Below are 18,081 nucleotides of genomic sequence, written 5' to 3' on the forward strand. Positions count from 1 at the left end.
TTCACTCCGTTCAAAAAATCATGAGTGTGAAACGATTTTTGATTTTATAAAAAAATCGATTATAGCTACACTATAATCGATTTTCCTTCAAATACTTTAGCTTTATTATTGTCTACATAAAAATCTATTCTTCCTAAATTAATACCGTAGCAACCTACTTGATTTACTAAAACTTCTTTGCCCACAAGGTTCTTAGCAACTGTAGGTTTGTCCAGAAAAGTATGAGTATGACCACCAATAATCAAATCTATATCTTGAGTGAGTTCGGCTAATTTTAAGTCACAAATTTTAGCAGGCTCGTCTCTGTATTTGTATCCTAAATGTGACAGACAGATAACGATATCACATTGCTGTTCTTTCTTTAAAATTCGGACCATATCTTGAGCCGTTTCCACAGGATCATTGTAGACAGTTTCCTTGTACATTCCTTTGTCAACTAATCCTGCAAGCTCTATTCCAAGCCCAAAAACACCAACTTTTATTCCGTTTTTATGAAATATTTTATACGGCTTTACAAAACCATCCATCACGGTATTTTTAAAATCGTAATTGGCGGATATGAACTCAAATTTAGCGTGTGGCATTTGTGCATGCAAACCTTCAACACCGTTATCAAAATCATGATTTCCTATTGTAGACGCATCATATTGCATCATACTCATCAATTTGAATTCTAATTCTCCACCGTAATAATTAAAATAAGGCGTTCCCTGAAAAATATCACCGGCATCCAACAGTAATACGTTTGGATTTTCTTTTCGAATCGTTTCAATCAATGCCGCTCTTCTTGCCACACCACCCATATTTGCATTTCTGGGATGATCCGCCGGGAAAGGATCAATATAACTGTGTACATCATTAGTGTGTAAAACGGTAAGTTGTCTGGTTTTTGATGACTCAAAACTGCTCAATGACACACCTAAACCTATTAATGCTGAACCAGCAGCTGTTTTCTCTATAAATTCTCTTCTCTTCATTTTATATTTTTTTGGAGCTATTTCCCGCTTTTCGCTATATCCACGCAAAAAAAGCGTGGGATGCCGCTGCAATCTGGGCTAGGGCTTTCCGTTTTTTAAAACTATTTTGTTCTCTAAATTCGAATTATTTATTCAACCGTGATTCTAACATCTTTTATCACAGGAATGGTATCCACTTCTTTAAAATAATCAATCAGGATATTTCGTAGTTTGTATTCTAAATCAAATTTCTGAACTCCTTTTTTGAAGAAATTCATATTATCTCCACCATTAGACAAATAATCATTAGTTCCCACATAATAAATGGTCTCTTTTTGAACAGGTTTCCCTTGAACTAAAATGTTTTTGGCAACATTATTTTTATCTATTGTAAAAGTTACACCTGATAATGGATGTGGTTTTTTCTCTGCGATGAAAAAGTCTACCATTTCAAGAATTTGTTCTCCTTTTAAAGCAATAACAACCAAGCTGTTTTCAAAAGGCATGATTTCAAAAGCAGTTCTGGCTGTTACATTTCCTTTTGGAAGTATAGAACGAATTCCGCCGCTGTTAAGTAAACAAATATCGATTTTCTTTTTTTCTCTAGCTTGAAATACAAGATTCCCTCTCATTAAAGTAACATCGGCCATCAAGTTGCCAATTGTTGTTTGCCATTTACCGGTACTTTTATCTAATGTTTCCGGGCTATACGCTAAAACGCTATCTAAATCTTTGTTGATATGTTCCCGATACGGTTTTATAAAATTTTCAATTGCAGATACTTGATTTTCCTTTTCAGTAATAGGAATCCGTTTCCCTTCAATTTTAGTGACGTAGTAATTTTGTTTGCTGCAAGAGGCAACAAATAAAAATGTTAAGAATATAACAAAAAGTTTAGAAACGTCGTTATACTTTTTTAGATTTACCATTTTAAATGCGACTTAATTAATTAATTTTGTAATCAAGTAAAAGTACTATGTTTTTAAATTATATGAAGAATTTTTTTCTGAAAAAAATATTAAAAAACAGCTTGCAAAATTTGAAAAATAATTTCACTGCTGATCCTGTCAAATCGATTGGTTTAGTGATTGATGCTTCTGTTTTTAATGATACAGAATCACTGATTAAAGAATTATTATCGTGGGGAATTCTTCCAGAAAATATAAAAACGATTGTTTATTACGAGAAATTAAAAAAAAGTGAAGCAGAAATTCATCCTACATTTAGTGACAAACATCTCAATTGGAACGGAAAATTTTCATCAGCTGATGTAAATGATTTTGTGAAAGAAAAATTCGATTTGCTTATCAGTTATTACGATTTAGAAAAAGTAATTCTAATGCAAATTACGAATAATTCTAAAGCACATTTCAAAGTAGGTTTTTCATCCATAGACAAAAGGTTAAATCATTTTATGATTAAAACTGAAGTCAATAATTATAGTATTTTTACAAGTGAGTTATTCAAATATTTAAAATTATTAAACAAAATATAAATATAATATGCAATCATTAATAGGAACTGGTGTTGCTCTAGTAACCCCTTTTAAACAAGATTTTTCAGTTGACACCGAGGCATTAAAAAGGATCGTTAATTTTTCTGTCGATGGAGGAATTGAATATCTGGTAGTTTTGGGTACTACTGCAGAAAATGCAACTTTGTCTCCCGAGGAAAAAGAATTGGTTGTACGTACTGTAATTGAAGCTAATAATGGTGCGTTACCATTGGTGTTGGGAGTTGGAGGTAATAATACATTAAAAGTTGTTGAAGAGTTAAAGACTAGAGATTTATCAGCGTTTGCGGCGATACTTTCTGTTTCACCGTATTATAATAAACCTACACAGGAAGGGATTTACCAACATTTCAAAGCAGTTGCTGAAGCTTCTCCAATTCCGGTAATACTGTATAATGTTCCGGGAAGAACGGCAAGTAATATGTTGCCTACAACTGTTTTGCGTTTGGCTAATGATTTTGAAAATATTGTAGCTATAAAGGAAGCGGCAGGAGATCTTGTTCAAGCAATGCAATTATTGAAAAATAAACCTAAAGATTTTCTGGTGATTTCAGGCGATGACATGATTGCATTACCAATGGTTTTAGCAGGTGGAGCAGGCGTAATTTCAGTTATTGGGCAAGGTTTTCCAAAAGAATTTTCTGAAATGATCCGTTTAGGGTTAAACAGAAAAGTGGATGAAGCTTTCAAAACGCAATACCTTTTAGCGGATTGTATTGATATGATTTTTGAGCAAGGAAATCCAGCCGGAATCAAAGAAGTGTTTCTATCACTGGGAATTTCAGAAAACACCGTGCGTTTGCCATTGGTAAAAGTAGATGATTCTCTGGCTACTAGGATTGATGAGTTTGTCAAAAAAATCAATAAGCAAGGGTAAAGAAAGGGTCTTTTTTTAAACCAAAAATATATTTTGAAGTCGCTAAATTAATAACTAAATTTGCCACCGAAACTTCGGTATGATTTTATAGGTTGTTTCAACCAAGAAATCATAAAAAAAGTAAAAAAATGAAAAAAATATTATCTCTATTGCTTCTTTTAGTTGTGTTCAGTTCTTGTAACGAATACCAAAAAGCATTAAAAACCGAAGATGTTGCTGTTAAATTTGAGATGGCAACTAAATTATACGATTCTGGAAAATATGCCAAAGCGATTCGTATTTTTGAACAGATTGCCCCTGCTTACAGGGGAAAACCTCAAGCGGAAAAATTGTTCTACATGTTTGCTCAATCGTATTACAAAACAAAACAATATTATTTAGCTGGATACCAGTTTGAAAGTTTTGTTTCTAGTTATCCTAAAAGTGAAAAATTGCAGGAATCGGCATATTTGGGAGCTAAAAGCTATTCCATGTTGTCACCCGTTTACAGTTTAGATCAATCAGATACCACAAAAGCGTTAGATAAATTACAATCATTTATTGATAATTATCCAAACTCGGAATATTTAACAGAAGCCAATGCTGCAGTGAATGTATTAAGTGAAAAAATTGAGAAAAAAGTATTTGAGAATGCTAAAGGGTATAATACAATTTCAGATTATAAATCGGCTATTGTTGCTTTAGATAATTTTGTTGCTGATTATCCGGGAACTCCATACAAAGAAGATGCTTTGTTTTATAAATTAGATTCAGCCTATCAATTGGCCATCAATAGTGTTCCTACAAAAATGGAAGAACGATTAAATGTTGCCAAAGTTGCACAATCAAATTTGATAAAATTTAAGGCTGAAACTAAATACAAAAAAGTAGCTGACGAAATGTTAGCACGAATAGAGAAAGATTTACAAAAATTTACTAAATAAATAAAGTCATGGATTTAAAAAAGACGAATGCTCCAGTAAATACAATAACATACAACAAAAATGTTATTGAAGAACCTACTGGTAATGTGTATGAAGCGATAACCATTATGGCTAAAAGAGCAAACCAAATCAATTCTGAAATTAAAAAAGAATTGACAGAGAAATTAGAAGAATTTGCTACATATAATGACAGTCTTGAAGAAGTTTTTGAAAACAAAGAGCAAATTGAGGTTTCAAAATTTTATGAAAAATTGCCTAAGCCACACGCTTTAGCGGTTCAAGAATGGTTAGACGGTAAAATCTACCACAGAGATTCAAATAAATAATAGGTACTATGTCAGTTTTAAGCGGTAAGAAAATTTTACTAGGAATTTCTGGTGGAATTGCAGCCTATAAAACAGCCTCATTAGTACGACTTTTCATAAAAGCAGGTGCACATGTCCAAGTGATAATGACACCTGCTTCTAAGGATTTTGTAACTCCTCTTACGTTATCTACGTTATCTAAAAATCCGGTACACTCCAGTTTTTACAATCAAGACGATGAGAATGAAAAATGGAATAATCATGTTGAATTAGCACTTTGGGCTGATTTGATGGTTATTGCTCCTGCAACTGCAAATACTTTGTCTAAAATGACAAGTGGTACATGTGATAATCTTTTGATAGCAACGTATTTATCGGCAAAATGTCCGGTATATTTCGCGCCGGCAATGGATTTAGACATGTACAAACATCCGTCAACGATAGCTAATTTTTCTTCTCTTACAAAATTTGGGAATACAATCATTCCAGCCGAAAGCGGTGAGCTGGCTAGCGGATTATCTGGTGAAGGCAGAATGGCTGAACCTGAGAATATTGTGGCTTTTATTGAAGAGGATTTGAACAGTAAATTGCCGCTAAAAGGAAAAAAAATACTAATCACGGCAGGTCCTACCTACGAAGCAATAGATCCAGTACGTTTTATAGGAAATCACTCTTCAGGAAAAATGGGTTTTGATATCGCAATTAGTGCGGCAAATCTGGGAGCTTCGGTGATTTTGGTTTCTGGACCTACAAACTGTAAGGTTTCAAATCCATTGATCAATGTTATACCTGTAGTTTCAGCAGAAGAAATGTATATTGCTTGTCATCAATTTTATGCGGACACAGATGTAGCAATTGCTGCCGCAGCCGTTGCAGATTATAAGCCTAAAAACGTGGCAGCACAAAAAATCAAGAAATCCGCTGATAATTTTGTAATAGAACTCGAAAAAACGAAAGATATTTTGGCTTCATTGGGAGTTCAAAAGAAAAATCAGTTTCTTATTGGTTTTGCTTTGGAAACAGAAAATGAAATTGAAAATGCAAAGCTGAAAATTCAGAAAAAAAACTTAGATTTGATAGTTTTAAATTCGCTGCAAGATCAAGGCGCTGGTTTTGGTAAACCAACTAATAAGGTTACTTTTATTGATAAATTTTTCCATATTGAACCTATGGAATTAAAATCGAAAGAAGCAGTTGCAGATGATATCCTGAACAAAGTAATGATGCATTTTGAGATTCAACGATAATTGTCGTAATCGCATTCTCACACAATTGTGATTTATACAAAACTGATAAAAATAAAAATCTACAGATGAATAGAATACTTACTTTTTTGCTGCTTTTTATTTTTGGTTTTGCCCAAGCGCAACAATTAAATTGTGTCGTGACCGTAGATTCGCAAAGATTGAGCGCAACAAATCAGCAAGTTTTTAAAACCTTACAAACCTCAATAAGCGAGTTTTTAAATAAAACAGATTGGACAGGTCAGGCACTTAAACAAAGTGAAAAGATTAATTGTTCCATGTACATAACTGTTTCTTCAAATAGTTCAGACCAATTTACAGCCACAATCCAAGTACAATCTTCCAGACCGGTTTTTAATTCGTCCTACGCGTCACCGGTATTAAATTTTAATGACAAAGACTTTAATTTCAGATATGTCGAATTTGAAAATCTGATTTTTAATCCAACTACGTTCGATTCTAATTTAGTTTCGGTTCTTGCGTTTTACAGTTATGTAATTTTAGCAATGGATGCAGACACATTTGTTGCTGATTCCGGAACGCAAAATTTTGAAATCGCTCAAAATATTGCAAACGTTGCGCAACAAGGCGGATCAAAAGGATGGAGTCAAGCTGATGGAAATCAAAACCGCTATTTTTTGATAAATGATATTTTATCTCCTACATTCAAACAAGTTAGACAAACCATGTTTGATTATCATACTGGATTAGACTTGATGAGTCAGGATTTGAAAGCTTCGAAAGAAAAAATAAAAGGATCTTTGGTTAATTTGGCAAAATTAAATCTAACGAGACCTAATGCCTTTTTAACACGTGTATTTTTTGATGCTAAATCAGAAGAAATAGTCTCTATTTTTTCTGGTGGTCCTAGTATTACTATCTCAGATTTAGTCGATAATCTGAATAAAATTTCTCCTTTGAACTCAAGTAAATGGGTTTCTATTAAATATTAATTGGTCTTCAATTTTAGTTTAATTTAAATTCTTCCAAAAAATAATATAGTAAATGATAACGTCACTTTCGATAAAAAACTATGCTTTAATAGAAAAATTGAGTATCGATTTTTCAAAAGGTTTTTCAACAATTACCGGAGAAACGGGTGCTGGTAAATCAATAATTCTAGGTGCATTAGGATTGGTTTTAGGGAAAAGAGCCGACTTAACTTCTTTGAAGAACAAGGAAGAAAAGTGTGTCATCGAAGCTCATTTTGAAATCTCTAAATATAATTTGTTGCCTTTCTTTGAGGAAAATGATCTGGATTATGAAAATGAAACCATTATTAGGAGGGAAATTCTGCCTTCGGGTAAATCAAGGGCTTTTATAAATGACAGTCCTGTAAACCTTCAAGAACTGCAGGAATTGAGCTTGTTTTTAATCGATATTCATTCGCAACAGCAAACACAGGAACTTTCAGATGAAAATGTGCAGTTCAATATTATAGATGCTATTGCAGCCAATAAAGATACGATTCTAGGATATCAATCGGTTTTGAAGAGTTATAAATCTGATAAATCTAAATTGAATTCGTTGCTTAAAAGACAAAGCGAATCAAAGAAAGAGCAGGAATACAATACTTTTTTGCTGGATGAATTGGTGGCAGCGCAATTAAAATCAGGTGAACAAGAAGTTTTGGAAGCTGATTTTGAGAAGTTGAATAATGTAGAAATTATAAAGGAATCTATCGATAGATCTTTGGCTATAGCCAATGAAGAACAAATAGGAGTTCTACATAATTTGAATGAAATTAAGGTTTCATTACAAAAAATTGCTCCTTTTTCAGATGAATATCATTCTTTATTAGAACGAATTACAAGCATAACAATCGAATTTGATGATATTTCAAATGAAATGAATCGTTGTTCTGAAAAATTAATTAACGACCCGGAACAATTGGACTTAATCAGTCAAAAGCTTCAGGTTATTTTTAATTTGCAAAAGAAACATCAGGTTTTATCTGTGGATGAATTACTGGAAATTCAAGCTAAACTGGAAAATTCAGTTTTAGAATTAGGTAATATGGAAGAGGAAATTTCGGCATTGACTGTTGCTATCGAACAAAAAACAGTTGAGTTAGATACTTTTTCGGAAACAATCCATAACAGTAGAGTGGAAGCTGTTCCCGTTTTATCTCTGAAATTGATTACCATTTTGGAAACGTTGGGAATGCCAAATGTGCGTTTCAATATTGCTATAAATAGTACTGAAACCTATTTTCAAAACGGAAAAGATGAACTTCAGTTTTTGTTTTCAGCGAATAAAGGAACTGATTTCGGATTGTTGAAAAAAGTGGCGTCAGGCGGAGAAATGTCAAGGATTATGCTAGCTGTGAAGGCGATATTGGCACAATATTCAAAATTACCAACGTTGATTTTTGATGAGATTGACACAGGTGTTTCTGGAGAAATTGCCATCAGAATGGGCGAAATTATGAAGGAAATGAGCCAAGAGATGCAAATTTTTGCCATTACGCATTTACCGCAAATCGCGGCAAAAGGAAATGCACATTTCAAAGTGTTCAAATCTACGGTTGGTGAGGATACGCAATCTGAATTGAAGCTATTAAATCAAGAGGAAAGAATAGTTGAAATAGCGCAAATGTTATCAGGAACAATCGTTTCTGATTCTGCCTTAAATCATGCGAAAGCCTTGTTGAACTAATATTTTACTTTATATTTGTTTCCTTATAAAAGCAAGATATTTGTATCAGCAATAAAACGATTAGACGAATAAATAAAAAACGAATAACCAAGAATATGATTATAGAACCAAGAATGAGAGGATTTATTTGTACGACATCACACCCAAAAGGATGCGAACAAAATGTTAAAAATCAAATCGAATACATAAAATCAAAAGGAGCTATTGAAGGTGCAAAGAAAGTATTAGTAATAGGTGCTTCAACCGGTTTTGGTTTGGCTTCACGTATTACAAGTGCTTTTGGTTCAAATGCAGCTACAATTGGTGTATTTTTTGAAAAAGCGCCTTCTGAAGGAAAAACAGCTTCTCCAGGTTGGTATAATTCCGCTGCTTTTGAACATGAAGCGCACAACGCAGGATTATATGCTAAAAGTATCAATGGCGATGCATTTTCGAATGAAATAAAGCAACAAACATTAGATCTTATAAAAGCTGATTTAGGCCAAGTAGACTTGATAATCTACAGTTTAGCATCACCTGTACGTATGCACCCCGTTACGGGAGTTTTGCATCGTTCTACGCTGAAACCAATCGGAAGTACTTTTACGAATAAAACCGTTGATTTTCATTCCGGTAAAGTATCAGAAATTTCAATTGAGCCTTGTAGTGGTGACGATATTGAAAATACAGTTGCCGTTATGGGCGGTGAAGATTGGGCAATGTGGATTGATGCATTGAAAGCTCAAAACCTATTGGCTCCTGGCGCCACAACGGTTGCTTATTCTTATATTGGACCATCATTGACAGAAGCAGTTTACAGAAAAGGAACTATTGGTCGTGCTAAAGATCATCTTGAAGCAACTGCCTTTGCCATTACCGACAGTCTTGCTGCGATTGACGGAAAAGCATTTGTTTCAGTAAATAAAGCATTAGTAACACAAGCAAGTTCTGCAATTCCGGTTATTCCATTGTACATTTCGCTATTGTACAGAATCATGAAAGAGGAAGGAATTCATGAAGGATGTATCGAACAAATTCAGCGCTTGTACCAAGAAAGATTATTTACCGGAAATGAAGTTCCGGTTGATGAAAAAGGAAGAATCCGTATTGATGATTTAGAAATGCGTCCTGACGTTCAGGAAAAAGTGGCTAAATTATGGGTTGAAGCTGTTACTGAAAATTTGGCTGAAATAGGAGATTTAGAAGGATATAGAAAAGATTTTTACAATCTATTTGGGTTTGACGTGGATGGAGTAGATTACAAAGCCGAAACAAACGAAGTGGTAAACATCGAAAGTATTGGCTAGTCATATTACTGAATAAAATATTTTCAAAACCATCAATTAATAGTTGATGGTTTTTTTATGGATAAAGATTACATTTGTTAAAATTTTTTAAGTCTAAAAATACACATTAATACCACATTCTAAATTTATGTTTTTTTCCCTAATTATACCAGTTTTTAATCGTCCTGATGAAGTTGACGAGCTTTTAGAAAGTTTGTCTCAGACCACATATAAAGAAATATTTGAAATTGTATTAGTAGAAGATGGGTCTATTTTAGTGTGTAAAGATATTGCTCAGAAATATGGGGACCGACTTGATATTTCATATTATTACAAAGAAAATTCAGGACCTGGTGATTCCAGGAATTATGGAATGCAAAAAGCCAGAGGTGATTATTTCATCATTTTCGATTCGGATTGTATTATTCCAAAGCAGTATTTATTGGAAGTTGATAAAGCTTTGAAACAAAATTACGTCGATTGTTTCGGTGGACCTGATAAAGCTTTGGACAGTTTTTCAGATATTCAGAAAGCAATTAATTTTGCAATGACTTCTTTTTTAACAACGGGCGGAATCCGCGGTGGTTCTGAAAAAATTGATAAGTTTCAGCCTCGAAGTTTTAATATGGGGTTATCACGAAAAGCTTTTGAAGCCTCGAAAGGTTTCGGAAATATCCATCCTGGAGAAGATCCGGATTTGTCCATTCGCTTGTGGAATTTAGGTTTTGAAACCAAACTTTTCCCAAATGCTTATGTTTATCACAAGAGAAGAATCGATTGGGATAAGTTTTCAATTCAGGTAAATAAATTTGGAAAAGCACGACCAATTTTAAATAGTTGGTATCCAAAATACAATAAACTGACTTTTTTCTTTCCTTCGGTTTTCATCATTGGATTTTTCATTTCAATTGTATTGCTGTTGATTTTTAATTTTGATTATTTGCTTCAGTTGTATTTTATTTACTTTTTGGTACTGTTTTTGGTGTCTTCATACCAGAATAAGAGCGTTAAAATTGGCTATTTATCGTTAATAGCAGTTTGGAAACAGTTTTACGGGTACGGTTTAGGTTTTATAAAATCCTATTATAAAATTATCATTTTAAAACAAAAACCTCAAGAAGCTTTTCCCGAATTATTCTTTAAAGTGTAATATGACAAAAATAATTGGTTTAACTGGCGGCATCGGAAGTGGAAAAACTACGATTGCAAAGTATTTTAAATCCTTTGGGATTCCCGTTTATATTGCTGATGATGAAGCGAGAAAAATTATGCAATCTCCAGAAATTATCAACGCCATTAAAAATACATTTGGAGAGGATATTTTTGAAAACGGGATATTAAATCGTGAAAAACTGGCCAAAATTGTTTTTAACGATCCCGAAAAACTAAAAAAACTAAACATTATTGTTCATCCTGCAGTAAAAAAACATTTTGAACTCTGGCTTATAGAAAATAAAACTTTTCCTTACATTATTTACGAAGCGGCCATTTTATTTGAAAGTGGACGATATAAAGATTGTGATATAATTGTAACTGTTACAGCTCCAATAGAAACAAGGCTACAGCGTGTTCTTGAACGTGATAAAACTACTCGGGAACTTGTTTTGAAAAAAATGGAAGCGCAATGGTCAGATGAAAAACGAATTGCAAAAAGCGATTTTGTAATTGAAAATATTGCTCTTGATGCTGCAAAACGAGAAGTTGATGAAATTCTTAAAATTTTAAAGATTAAACAAAAACACACTTAGGTGTTAATGTTTGGTTAATCTATTATTTAATATATTGTTAAAATACTAAATTTGTTTCGATGAATAAACTTTTTTTTAGATTACTTGTTTTATTAATGAGCTTATCCCTGATTGGGATTATTCTAGTTCAGGTGTATTGGTTTAATACCTCTTTTAAAAATAATGACGAGCAATTTAAATTCCATGTTAAGCAAGTGATTGGTAATGTGGCGGATAAGGTTCAAAAGCAAGAAGCATACAATTTTTATGACAAAATAAATCATTACAAAGACAGTACTGGAAAAGTACCCAAAAAGGATGATATATTAGAATTTTATTATGTTCAAAAAAATCCGCGAACAAATAAAACAATCATATATTCAAATAGTATAATTTCTGAAGATTACAATATTTCGCCTACGTTCTTTGATAAAAAATTTGATAGTGAGAAATTCAAGAGCTTTAGTTCTAAACGCGTCACAGAAGTTTACAACAATAATTCTATTGATAAATCGGGGGTAACACAAAGTTTAATTCCTGATATTAGAGTTGAAAAAAGAGGTAATTTAGATGTTTTAGACAACGCGTCATTTGAAATTTTTTACAAGGATTTCGCGTCTGTTCTGCCTATTCAAGAACGTGTTTCAAAAGAAACATTGAGTAAACTTATTAAAAAAGAGTTAGAGGAATCTGGCGTGAGTACAAAATTCGAATTTAGTATTTACAATAATAACTTAGCGACTGCTGTAAAATCGAACGAATTTAAATACAATAAAGAAGCTACTTATTCTATTCCGATATTTACTGATAATGAAGGGAACAGTAAATACCAATTACTAGTTACATTTCCGCACAAAAAGAAATTTTTGTTGTCAGATCTCGTAAGCATAACGGTGCTTTCTATCATATTTACGCTAATTATTCTTATTGCATATTCAAGTGCTTTGAATCAATTAATACGTCAAAGACAGATTTCTGAAATCAAGAATGATTTTATAAATAACATGACGCACGAGTTCAAAACGCCTATTGCAACAATTAATTTAGCTTTGGATGCCATCAGAAATCCAAAAATAATTGATGATAAAGAAAAGGTATTGCGATACCTTCAAATGATCAAGGATGAAAATAAACGAATGCACGCCCAAGTAGAAAATGTGCTTCGTATTTCTAAATTAGAAAAGAAAGAATTAAATATTATCAAAGAATCACATAATATTCATGAGATTATAAACGATGCAATTGAGCATGTAAATTTAATATTAGAAGATAGAGAAGGTACAATAAAAAGTCATTTTAATGCAGTACGAACCACAGTTTTAATTAATGATGTTCATTTTACCAATGTTATTGTGAATATCCTGGAGAATGCCATAAAATATTCTCCAAACGTTCCAGAGATTGAAATCTTTACTGAGAATATCAAAGACATGATTATTATTAAAGTAAAAGATAAAGGTTTGGGAATGAGTAAAATTGCTCAAAAAAGAATTTTTGAAAAGTTTTATAGAGAGCATACCGGTGACATCCATAATGTGAAAGGACATGGATTAGGTTTAGCATATGTAAAAAGAATTGTTGACGACCACAACGGTCAAGTTTATGTAGAAAGTGAAAAGGGAAAAGGGAGTACCTTCATTATAAAATTACCATTAATAAATTAGAATATGGAAAATGTAAATAAAAAAATACTTTTAGTCGAAGATGACCTTAATTTTGGTGCGGTTTTAAAGGATTATTTAATGCTTAATGATTTTGACGTCACTTTGGCGAAAAATGGAATGGAAGGATTTGAAAAATTCAAGAAAGACACTTTTGATTTATGTATTCTGGATGTTATGATGCCTTATAAAGATGGATATACCTTAGCAAAAGAAATCAGAGAAAAAAATAATGAAGTGCCCATCATTTTCTTAACAGCAAAATCTATGAAAGAAGATGTGTTGAAAGGATATAAAGCAGGTGCTGACGATTACTTGAACAAACCTTTTGATTCTGAAGTATTGTTGATGAAAATCAAAGCGATTATTCAAAGAAAATCATCGGATACAAAAGCTGAACAAGTACAGTTTGAATTTAATATTGGAAAATTCCATTTGAATTCAAAACTTCGTTTTTTAACTTTTAACAATGAAGAACCAATAAAACTATCTCCAAAAGAGAATGAATTATTGAAAATGTTGATTCTTCATGAAAATGATTTAATGCCAAGAGAATTAGCCTTGACAAAAATCTGGAGAGATGACAACTATTTTACTTCAAGAAGTATGGATGTGTACATCGCTAAATTGAGAAAGTATTTGAAACTGGATGAAGATGTAGAAATTTTGAACATCCACGGAGAAGGATTCAGATTAGTGGTGAAGAACAAAGTAGCAGAATAAATAGATTTAAGCCTCAAGAAATTGAGGCTTTTTTTTGGATCAAAATATTATGTTTTATTTCCAGTTCAATTGTAGAGCAAAACTCGTTTTATCTTCTTTTGTAATACTAAAAACGGTTTCTTTTTCTGTGATACTTTCGTGAATGATGACTTTATCTTTTAGTGATAATTCTTTTAAGAAATTCATTTCTAAACTTTCGATTTTTTGATTGAGAATTAATTTTTCGTCGACTAAATCCAAACACCATTCTAAATATTTGACATTATTGACATGATTTACAATATCTAAATCCGATAAAAAGACGCTTTTTTCAAAAACAATTTCCTTTTCATTATTGAAATTTATTTTAGAAAAACCTTCAAGAGTAGCTCTTTTTTCCGGAAACAATTCAAAATGTTCAAACGGTAAAGCCAATCCTTCCGGCCGACGCTTTTTAGTATTAAAAACTGCCCAAAAAGTCTCTGAACCCACAATTTTTTCTCCATTTACGTGCATTTCCAGCGCCCTAACGGAACGGGAGTTTTCTAGGGAATTGATCCATGTTTTTACAGTTACCGTATCACCCCATTTTGGCAACTTGGTTATTTCAACACGCATTCTGCTCAAAACCCAAGCTTGGTCAAATTCCTGCATGTCCGTAAAACTGATTCCGCCTACTTCTGAATGTGCAGCAGCCGTTAATTGCAGCATATTACACAAGTCAGTATATTTTAAAAAGCCGTTTGGCGCGCATTGTGTAAAATTGATTTCCCAGTCTTTACATAATATGGAAGTGAAATTTGGAGAGATAGGCATATAAATAATTATGAATTATGAATTTCTATTTTAGAAATATTGATTTTTGGTTTACTTTTTTGAATTGATGTACTCAACAATAGTTTCATACGGAGTTTCAAAATCAAACCAGTTGGTGTTTTCGTTTCTTTTGAACCAAGTCAGTTGGCGTTTAGAAAACCGTCGGGTGTTTTTCTTTATTTCTTCGATGGCAAATTCCAATGAAATTTCTCTTTCAAAATAACTGAATAACTCGCGGTAACCAACTGTTTGTAATGCATTCAACTCTTTATTTGGAAATAACGTTTTGGCTTCCGCTAGTAAGCCTTCGTTCATCATAATGTCAACGCGTTGATTGATTCGGTTATAAATGACCTTTCTATCGGCTTCCAAACCTATTAAAATAGGAGTGAAGGTGCGACTGTTTTGCTTTTGATTTAAAAAAGAAGAATATGGTTTTCCGGAACTCAGACATACTTCTACAAAACGCATCATTCGTTGTGGGTTTTGTAAAGTTTGAGGATTTTCGGCGGCTAAAGTTTTGAAATAATCAGGATCTAAAACTTCGAGTTTTTGCTGTAAATATCCGATTCCTAATTTTTCATAATTTGTATTTATTTCAGTACGAACTGAAGCGTCAATTTCCGGAAATTCATCAAAACCTTTTAGAATAGCATCGACGTACAATCCGGAACCGCCAACTAGAATTGCATAATCATTGGTCAAAAATAATTCGTCCAGTTTTGCAATCCCTTCTTTCTCGAAATCGCCAACGGTATAGTTTTCGAATATGGATTTATTTTGGATGAAATGATGATTTGCTGCAGCTAATTCTGATTCATTGGGAACTGCTGTTCCAATGGCCATTTCCTTGAAAAACTGTCGGCTATCGCAGGAAAGAATATCGCATTTGAAATAATTGGCTAAAACAATGCTTAGGGAAGTTTTTCCGATAGCTGTAGGTCCGACAATAGTGATTAAGTATTTCATATTTTTTTTAGCCCAGATGGAAACGGAAACCCCGGAGTTATGGAAGTTAGTTTTTCTTGGTGTAAAAGAGCGACTGGAGGAAGCTCCTTTTATGCCTTAGAAAAACAACTGAAATAACGAGGAGTTGCAGTATACAGCTGGAATTGCTTCCAATTAATAAATTATAGTGCTGCTCCGCAATGGAAACAGTATTTTGCATTAAATTCATGTCCCTCTGTGCCACATGCACTACAGGGATTGATTCTCTCAGATCTTGGTTTTTTTCGGTTGCTATTTGCAAATTCAGCTGAAACTATTCCGGTAGGAACGGCAATTATTCCGTAACCCATAATCATGACTACCGATGCGATGGCTTGTCCCAGTGGCGTTATAGGCGAAATATCTCCATATCCTACAGTGGTGAGCGTGACGATAGTCCAGTAAATACTGATTGGAATACTGGTGAAACCGCCTTCTTTTCCTTCGACTACATACATTACGGAGCCGATGATGATACTGCTGATAAGCATAAAATAAATGAAAATCAATATTTTTCCTTTGCTGGCAATCAACGCTTCTTTGAGGTGTGTAGATTGGCTGGAGAACTGTGGATGTTTTAAAATTTTGAATAATCGCAATAATCTCAGCGCTCTGACCACTGTTAAGACACTGGTTCCAACAAAAAAGAGCGAAAAATACATGGGTATTGTGGCAATCAAATCAATTATCCCATAGAAACTAAAGATGTATTTCCAAGGTTTTTGGATTGAAATGATACGCAGAATGTATTCTAAAGTAAAAAACACAGTGATTACCCACTCTAAAACAATGAGTTCGTGATGGTATTTAATATCGAAACCTTTTACAGTTTCCAGCATGACAATTATAACGCTGAGTAAAATAACACCTAAAAGTACCAAATCAAATAATCGTCCGGAAGCTGTATTGGTTCCGTAAATTACGATATTCGTTTTTTGTCTGAAAGCGTCAAATTTCGACTTTATTCTTTGCATACTTTTTTTTCGATTAACAATCGATTAGAATTTCAAGGTTTTTAGGGTCTTATTTTTTCGGATGTGGCCTTGGATGATATTTTTAGTATCACGATTATTTTGCATCGGAATAATGATGTTTCTCAGTATTTCGATGTTGTTTATTTGATAGTTTAAATCATAAAAAGCATAGCCTTTGTAAATTCCGTTTTCTATCAAAACTGCTGATCGCTCGCTGATGGTTCTTCCTTTATCAATTAAGACCATGTTTTGATTTTCAAAACTGTTTTTCTCAATAAAACTAAGCACTCTTGCATTGTATTCTTCAGGTGAAACCATACCAATACAAGCACCATCACACTCTTTTATACTATATTGAAAACAATTTGTTTTAGTATGATACAATCCGGTCAGTTTCTGACATAAATTGTAATGGGAAGTGATTCTGAACAAAGCATTTTTGCCTTCCTGCAGCGAAGTAAAAGAGGTAATTTCTTTTTTTCGACCATCTGCTTTTTGAAGTTTCAGATTGATGTAACCATTTTTATCTTTTTCAGCATACAAAGCCAGTTGAAAAATACTTTTTCGCTGTGCTCTGTTATAGATGGGTTTATTGATTTTTATTTCTTCACTTTCTTTCAATAAAGCAATCAATTCACTTCCGGTTTCATCATACGTTACGGTGAAAACTTCGGCTTGAATTTTTTTGCATTTCGTGGAAGTTCCTGTAAAATGCTGATTGATGCGTTTTTTTATGTTTCGGCTTTTGCCAATGTAAACCAAATTTCCTTTTTCGTTGTGGATATAATAAACACCAGTTTTAGCAGGTAATTTTGCAACAATATCCAGCAATTTTGGAGCAATTCCTTTTTCGATTTCTAGTTTTATAAAATCTTTTACAATTTCTTTTTCTAAATCTTTTTCTAAAAGTATTTTAAATAATTTGACTGTTGCTAATGCATCTCCACTTGCACGATGTCTATCTGCCATTGGGATTCCAAGGGCGCGAACCAATTTTCCTAAACTATGGGAAGGCTGCTCCGGTAATAGTTTTTTTGACAATTCAACCGTACAAAGGGTTTGGGCTTCAAAATCGTATCCTAACCGTCTGAACTCTGTTCGAAGGATTCTGTAATCGAAAGAGGCATTATGAGCAACGATAATACAATCATTTGTCATTTCGATGATGCGTTTTGCAACTTCAAAAAACTTAGGTGCCGATTGTAACATGGCATTATTAATACCAGTGAGTTTGACCACAAAAGGCTGAATTGGAATTTCCGGATTGACCAAGCTTATGAATTGATCCACAATTTCATGTCCATCAAATTTATAGATGGCAATTTCAGTGATTCCTTCTTCGTTGAATTGTCCTCCAGTGGTTTCTATGTCGAGTATTGCGTACAAATTTTTTGTTTAATGTTTAATGTTTCAATTTAAGAAACATCTGAAATTCTTCGCCAGTCCGCTATCGGTAGGTTAAAAAGCGTTAAT

18 protein-coding genes are annotated in these 18,081 nt (G+C 33.1%); 12 read left to right on the plus strand and 6 right to left on the minus strand.

Annotated elements, in window-relative coordinates; translation table 11 throughout:
- Positions 1 to 65: 65 nt before the first annotated feature.
- Both DR871_RS06795 and DR871_RS06800 read right to left on the minus strand, forming a co-directional pair.
- The gene (locus DR871_RS06795) at positions 66 to 977 is read right to left on the minus strand and encodes a bifunctional metallophosphatase/5'-nucleotidase (protein ID WP_113666071.1); all 912 of its coding nucleotides are present in this window, start codon (positions 975 to 977) and stop codon (positions 66 to 68) included.
- 128 nt (positions 978 to 1,105) lie between these two features.
- Positions 1,106 to 1,885 carry a 5'-nucleotidase C-terminal domain-containing protein gene (locus DR871_RS06800; RefSeq protein ID WP_113665972.1) on the minus strand — a complete coding sequence of 260 codons (780 nt, stop codon included), beginning with the start codon at positions 1,883 to 1,885 and terminating at the stop codon, positions 1,106 to 1,108.
- A 62-nt stretch (positions 1,886 to 1,947) separates the two neighbouring features.
- On the opposite strand from DR871_RS06800, the gene DR871_RS06805 reads away from it, so the two are divergent.
- The 12 genes from DR871_RS06805 (at position 1,948) to DR871_RS06860 (ending at position 13,852) form a co-directional block, all read left to right on the plus strand.
- Positions 1,948 to 2,451, plus strand: coding sequence for a DUF6913 domain-containing protein (locus tag DR871_RS06805; protein WP_394345632.1), 504 nt, complete (start codon positions 1,948 to 1,950; stop codon positions 2,449 to 2,451).
- A 7-nt stretch (positions 2,452 to 2,458) separates the two neighbouring features.
- Positions 2,459 to 3,346: a 4-hydroxy-tetrahydrodipicolinate synthase gene (gene dapA, locus DR871_RS06810; protein ID WP_113665970.1), complete on the plus strand. Its 888-nt coding sequence runs from the start codon at positions 2,459 to 2,461 to the stop codon at positions 3,344 to 3,346.
- 128 nt (positions 3,347 to 3,474) lie between these two features.
- A complete protein-coding gene (locus DR871_RS06815) occupies positions 3,475 to 4,269 on the plus strand; it encodes an outer membrane protein assembly factor BamD (RefSeq protein ID WP_113666070.1) in 795 nt (264 codons plus the stop codon).
- Positions 4,270 to 4,277: 8 nt separating this feature from the next.
- Positions 4,278 to 4,595 carry a DNA-directed RNA polymerase subunit omega gene (locus DR871_RS06820; RefSeq protein ID WP_035671643.1) on the plus strand — a complete coding sequence of 106 codons (318 nt, stop codon included), beginning with the start codon at positions 4,278 to 4,280 and terminating at the stop codon, positions 4,593 to 4,595.
- Positions 4,596 to 4,603: 8 nt separating this feature from the next.
- Positions 4,604 to 5,821, plus strand: coding sequence for a bifunctional phosphopantothenoylcysteine decarboxylase/phosphopantothenate--cysteine ligase CoaBC (gene coaBC, locus DR871_RS06825; RefSeq protein WP_113665969.1), 1,218 nt, complete (start codon positions 4,604 to 4,606; stop codon positions 5,819 to 5,821).
- 65 nt (positions 5,822 to 5,886) lie between these two features.
- Entirely contained in the window at positions 5,887 to 6,771 is an 885-nt protein-coding gene (gene porD / locus DR871_RS06830) for a type IX secretion system protein PorD (RefSeq protein WP_113665968.1), read from the plus strand.
- Positions 6,772 to 6,823: 52 nt separating this feature from the next.
- Positions 6,824 to 8,476 (plus strand): DNA repair protein RecN, encoded by a 1,653-nt coding sequence (recN, locus tag DR871_RS06835; RefSeq protein WP_113665967.1) that lies wholly within the window; start codon positions 6,824 to 6,826, stop codon positions 8,474 to 8,476.
- A gap of 95 nt (positions 8,477 to 8,571) precedes the next feature.
- On the plus strand, positions 8,572 to 9,762 hold the full coding sequence (fabV, locus tag DR871_RS06840) for an enoyl-ACP reductase FabV (RefSeq protein WP_113665966.1): 1,191 nt from the start codon (positions 8,572 to 8,574) through the stop codon (positions 9,760 to 9,762).
- Between the two features lie 127 nt (positions 9,763 to 9,889).
- Positions 9,890 to 10,891 carry a glycosyltransferase gene (locus tag DR871_RS06845; RefSeq protein WP_113665965.1) on the plus strand — a complete coding sequence of 334 codons (1,002 nt, stop codon included), beginning with the start codon at positions 9,890 to 9,892 and terminating at the stop codon, positions 10,889 to 10,891.
- A 1-nt stretch (position 10,892) separates the two neighbouring features.
- A complete protein-coding gene (coaE, locus tag DR871_RS06850) occupies positions 10,893 to 11,489 on the plus strand; it encodes a dephospho-CoA kinase (RefSeq protein WP_113665964.1) in 597 nt (198 codons plus the stop codon).
- Positions 11,490 to 11,548: 59 nt separating this feature from the next.
- Positions 11,549 to 13,132, plus strand: a complete 1,584-nt coding sequence (locus DR871_RS06855) for a sensor histidine kinase (RefSeq protein ID WP_113665963.1) — start codon at positions 11,549 to 11,551, stop codon at positions 13,130 to 13,132.
- A gap of 3 nt (positions 13,133 to 13,135) precedes the next feature.
- Entirely contained in the window at positions 13,136 to 13,852 is a 717-nt protein-coding gene (locus tag DR871_RS06860; RefSeq protein WP_113634522.1) for a response regulator transcription factor, read from the plus strand.
- 54 nt (positions 13,853 to 13,906) lie between these two features.
- On the opposite strand, the gene DR871_RS06865 is transcribed toward DR871_RS06860, so the two are convergent.
- The 4 genes from DR871_RS06865 to DR871_RS06880 form a co-directional block, all read right to left on the minus strand.
- Positions 13,907 to 14,647, minus strand: a complete 741-nt coding sequence (locus DR871_RS06865) for an acyl-[acyl-carrier-protein] thioesterase (protein WP_113665962.1) — start codon at positions 14,645 to 14,647, stop codon at positions 13,907 to 13,909.
- A gap of 51 nt (positions 14,648 to 14,698) precedes the next feature.
- Positions 14,699 to 15,616 carry a tRNA (adenosine(37)-N6)-dimethylallyltransferase MiaA gene (miaA, locus tag DR871_RS06870; protein WP_113665961.1) on the minus strand — a complete coding sequence of 306 codons (918 nt, stop codon included), beginning with the start codon at positions 15,614 to 15,616 and terminating at the stop codon, positions 14,699 to 14,701.
- Positions 15,617 to 15,777: 161 nt separating this feature from the next.
- On the minus strand, positions 15,778 to 16,608 hold the full coding sequence (locus DR871_RS06875) for an ion transporter (protein ID WP_113665960.1): 831 nt from the start codon (positions 16,606 to 16,608) through the stop codon (positions 15,778 to 15,780).
- A gap of 24 nt (positions 16,609 to 16,632) precedes the next feature.
- On the minus strand, positions 16,633 to 17,994 hold the full coding sequence (locus tag DR871_RS06880; RefSeq protein ID WP_113665959.1) for an exonuclease domain-containing protein: 1,362 nt from the start codon (positions 17,992 to 17,994) through the stop codon (positions 16,633 to 16,635).
- Positions 17,995 to 18,081 lie beyond the last annotated feature (87 nt).

It is taken from the genome of Flavobacterium petrolei (genome assembly GCF_003314435.2).
GTDB classification, from domain to species: Bacteria; Bacteroidota; Bacteroidia; order Flavobacteriales; family Flavobacteriaceae; genus Flavobacterium; species Flavobacterium petrolei.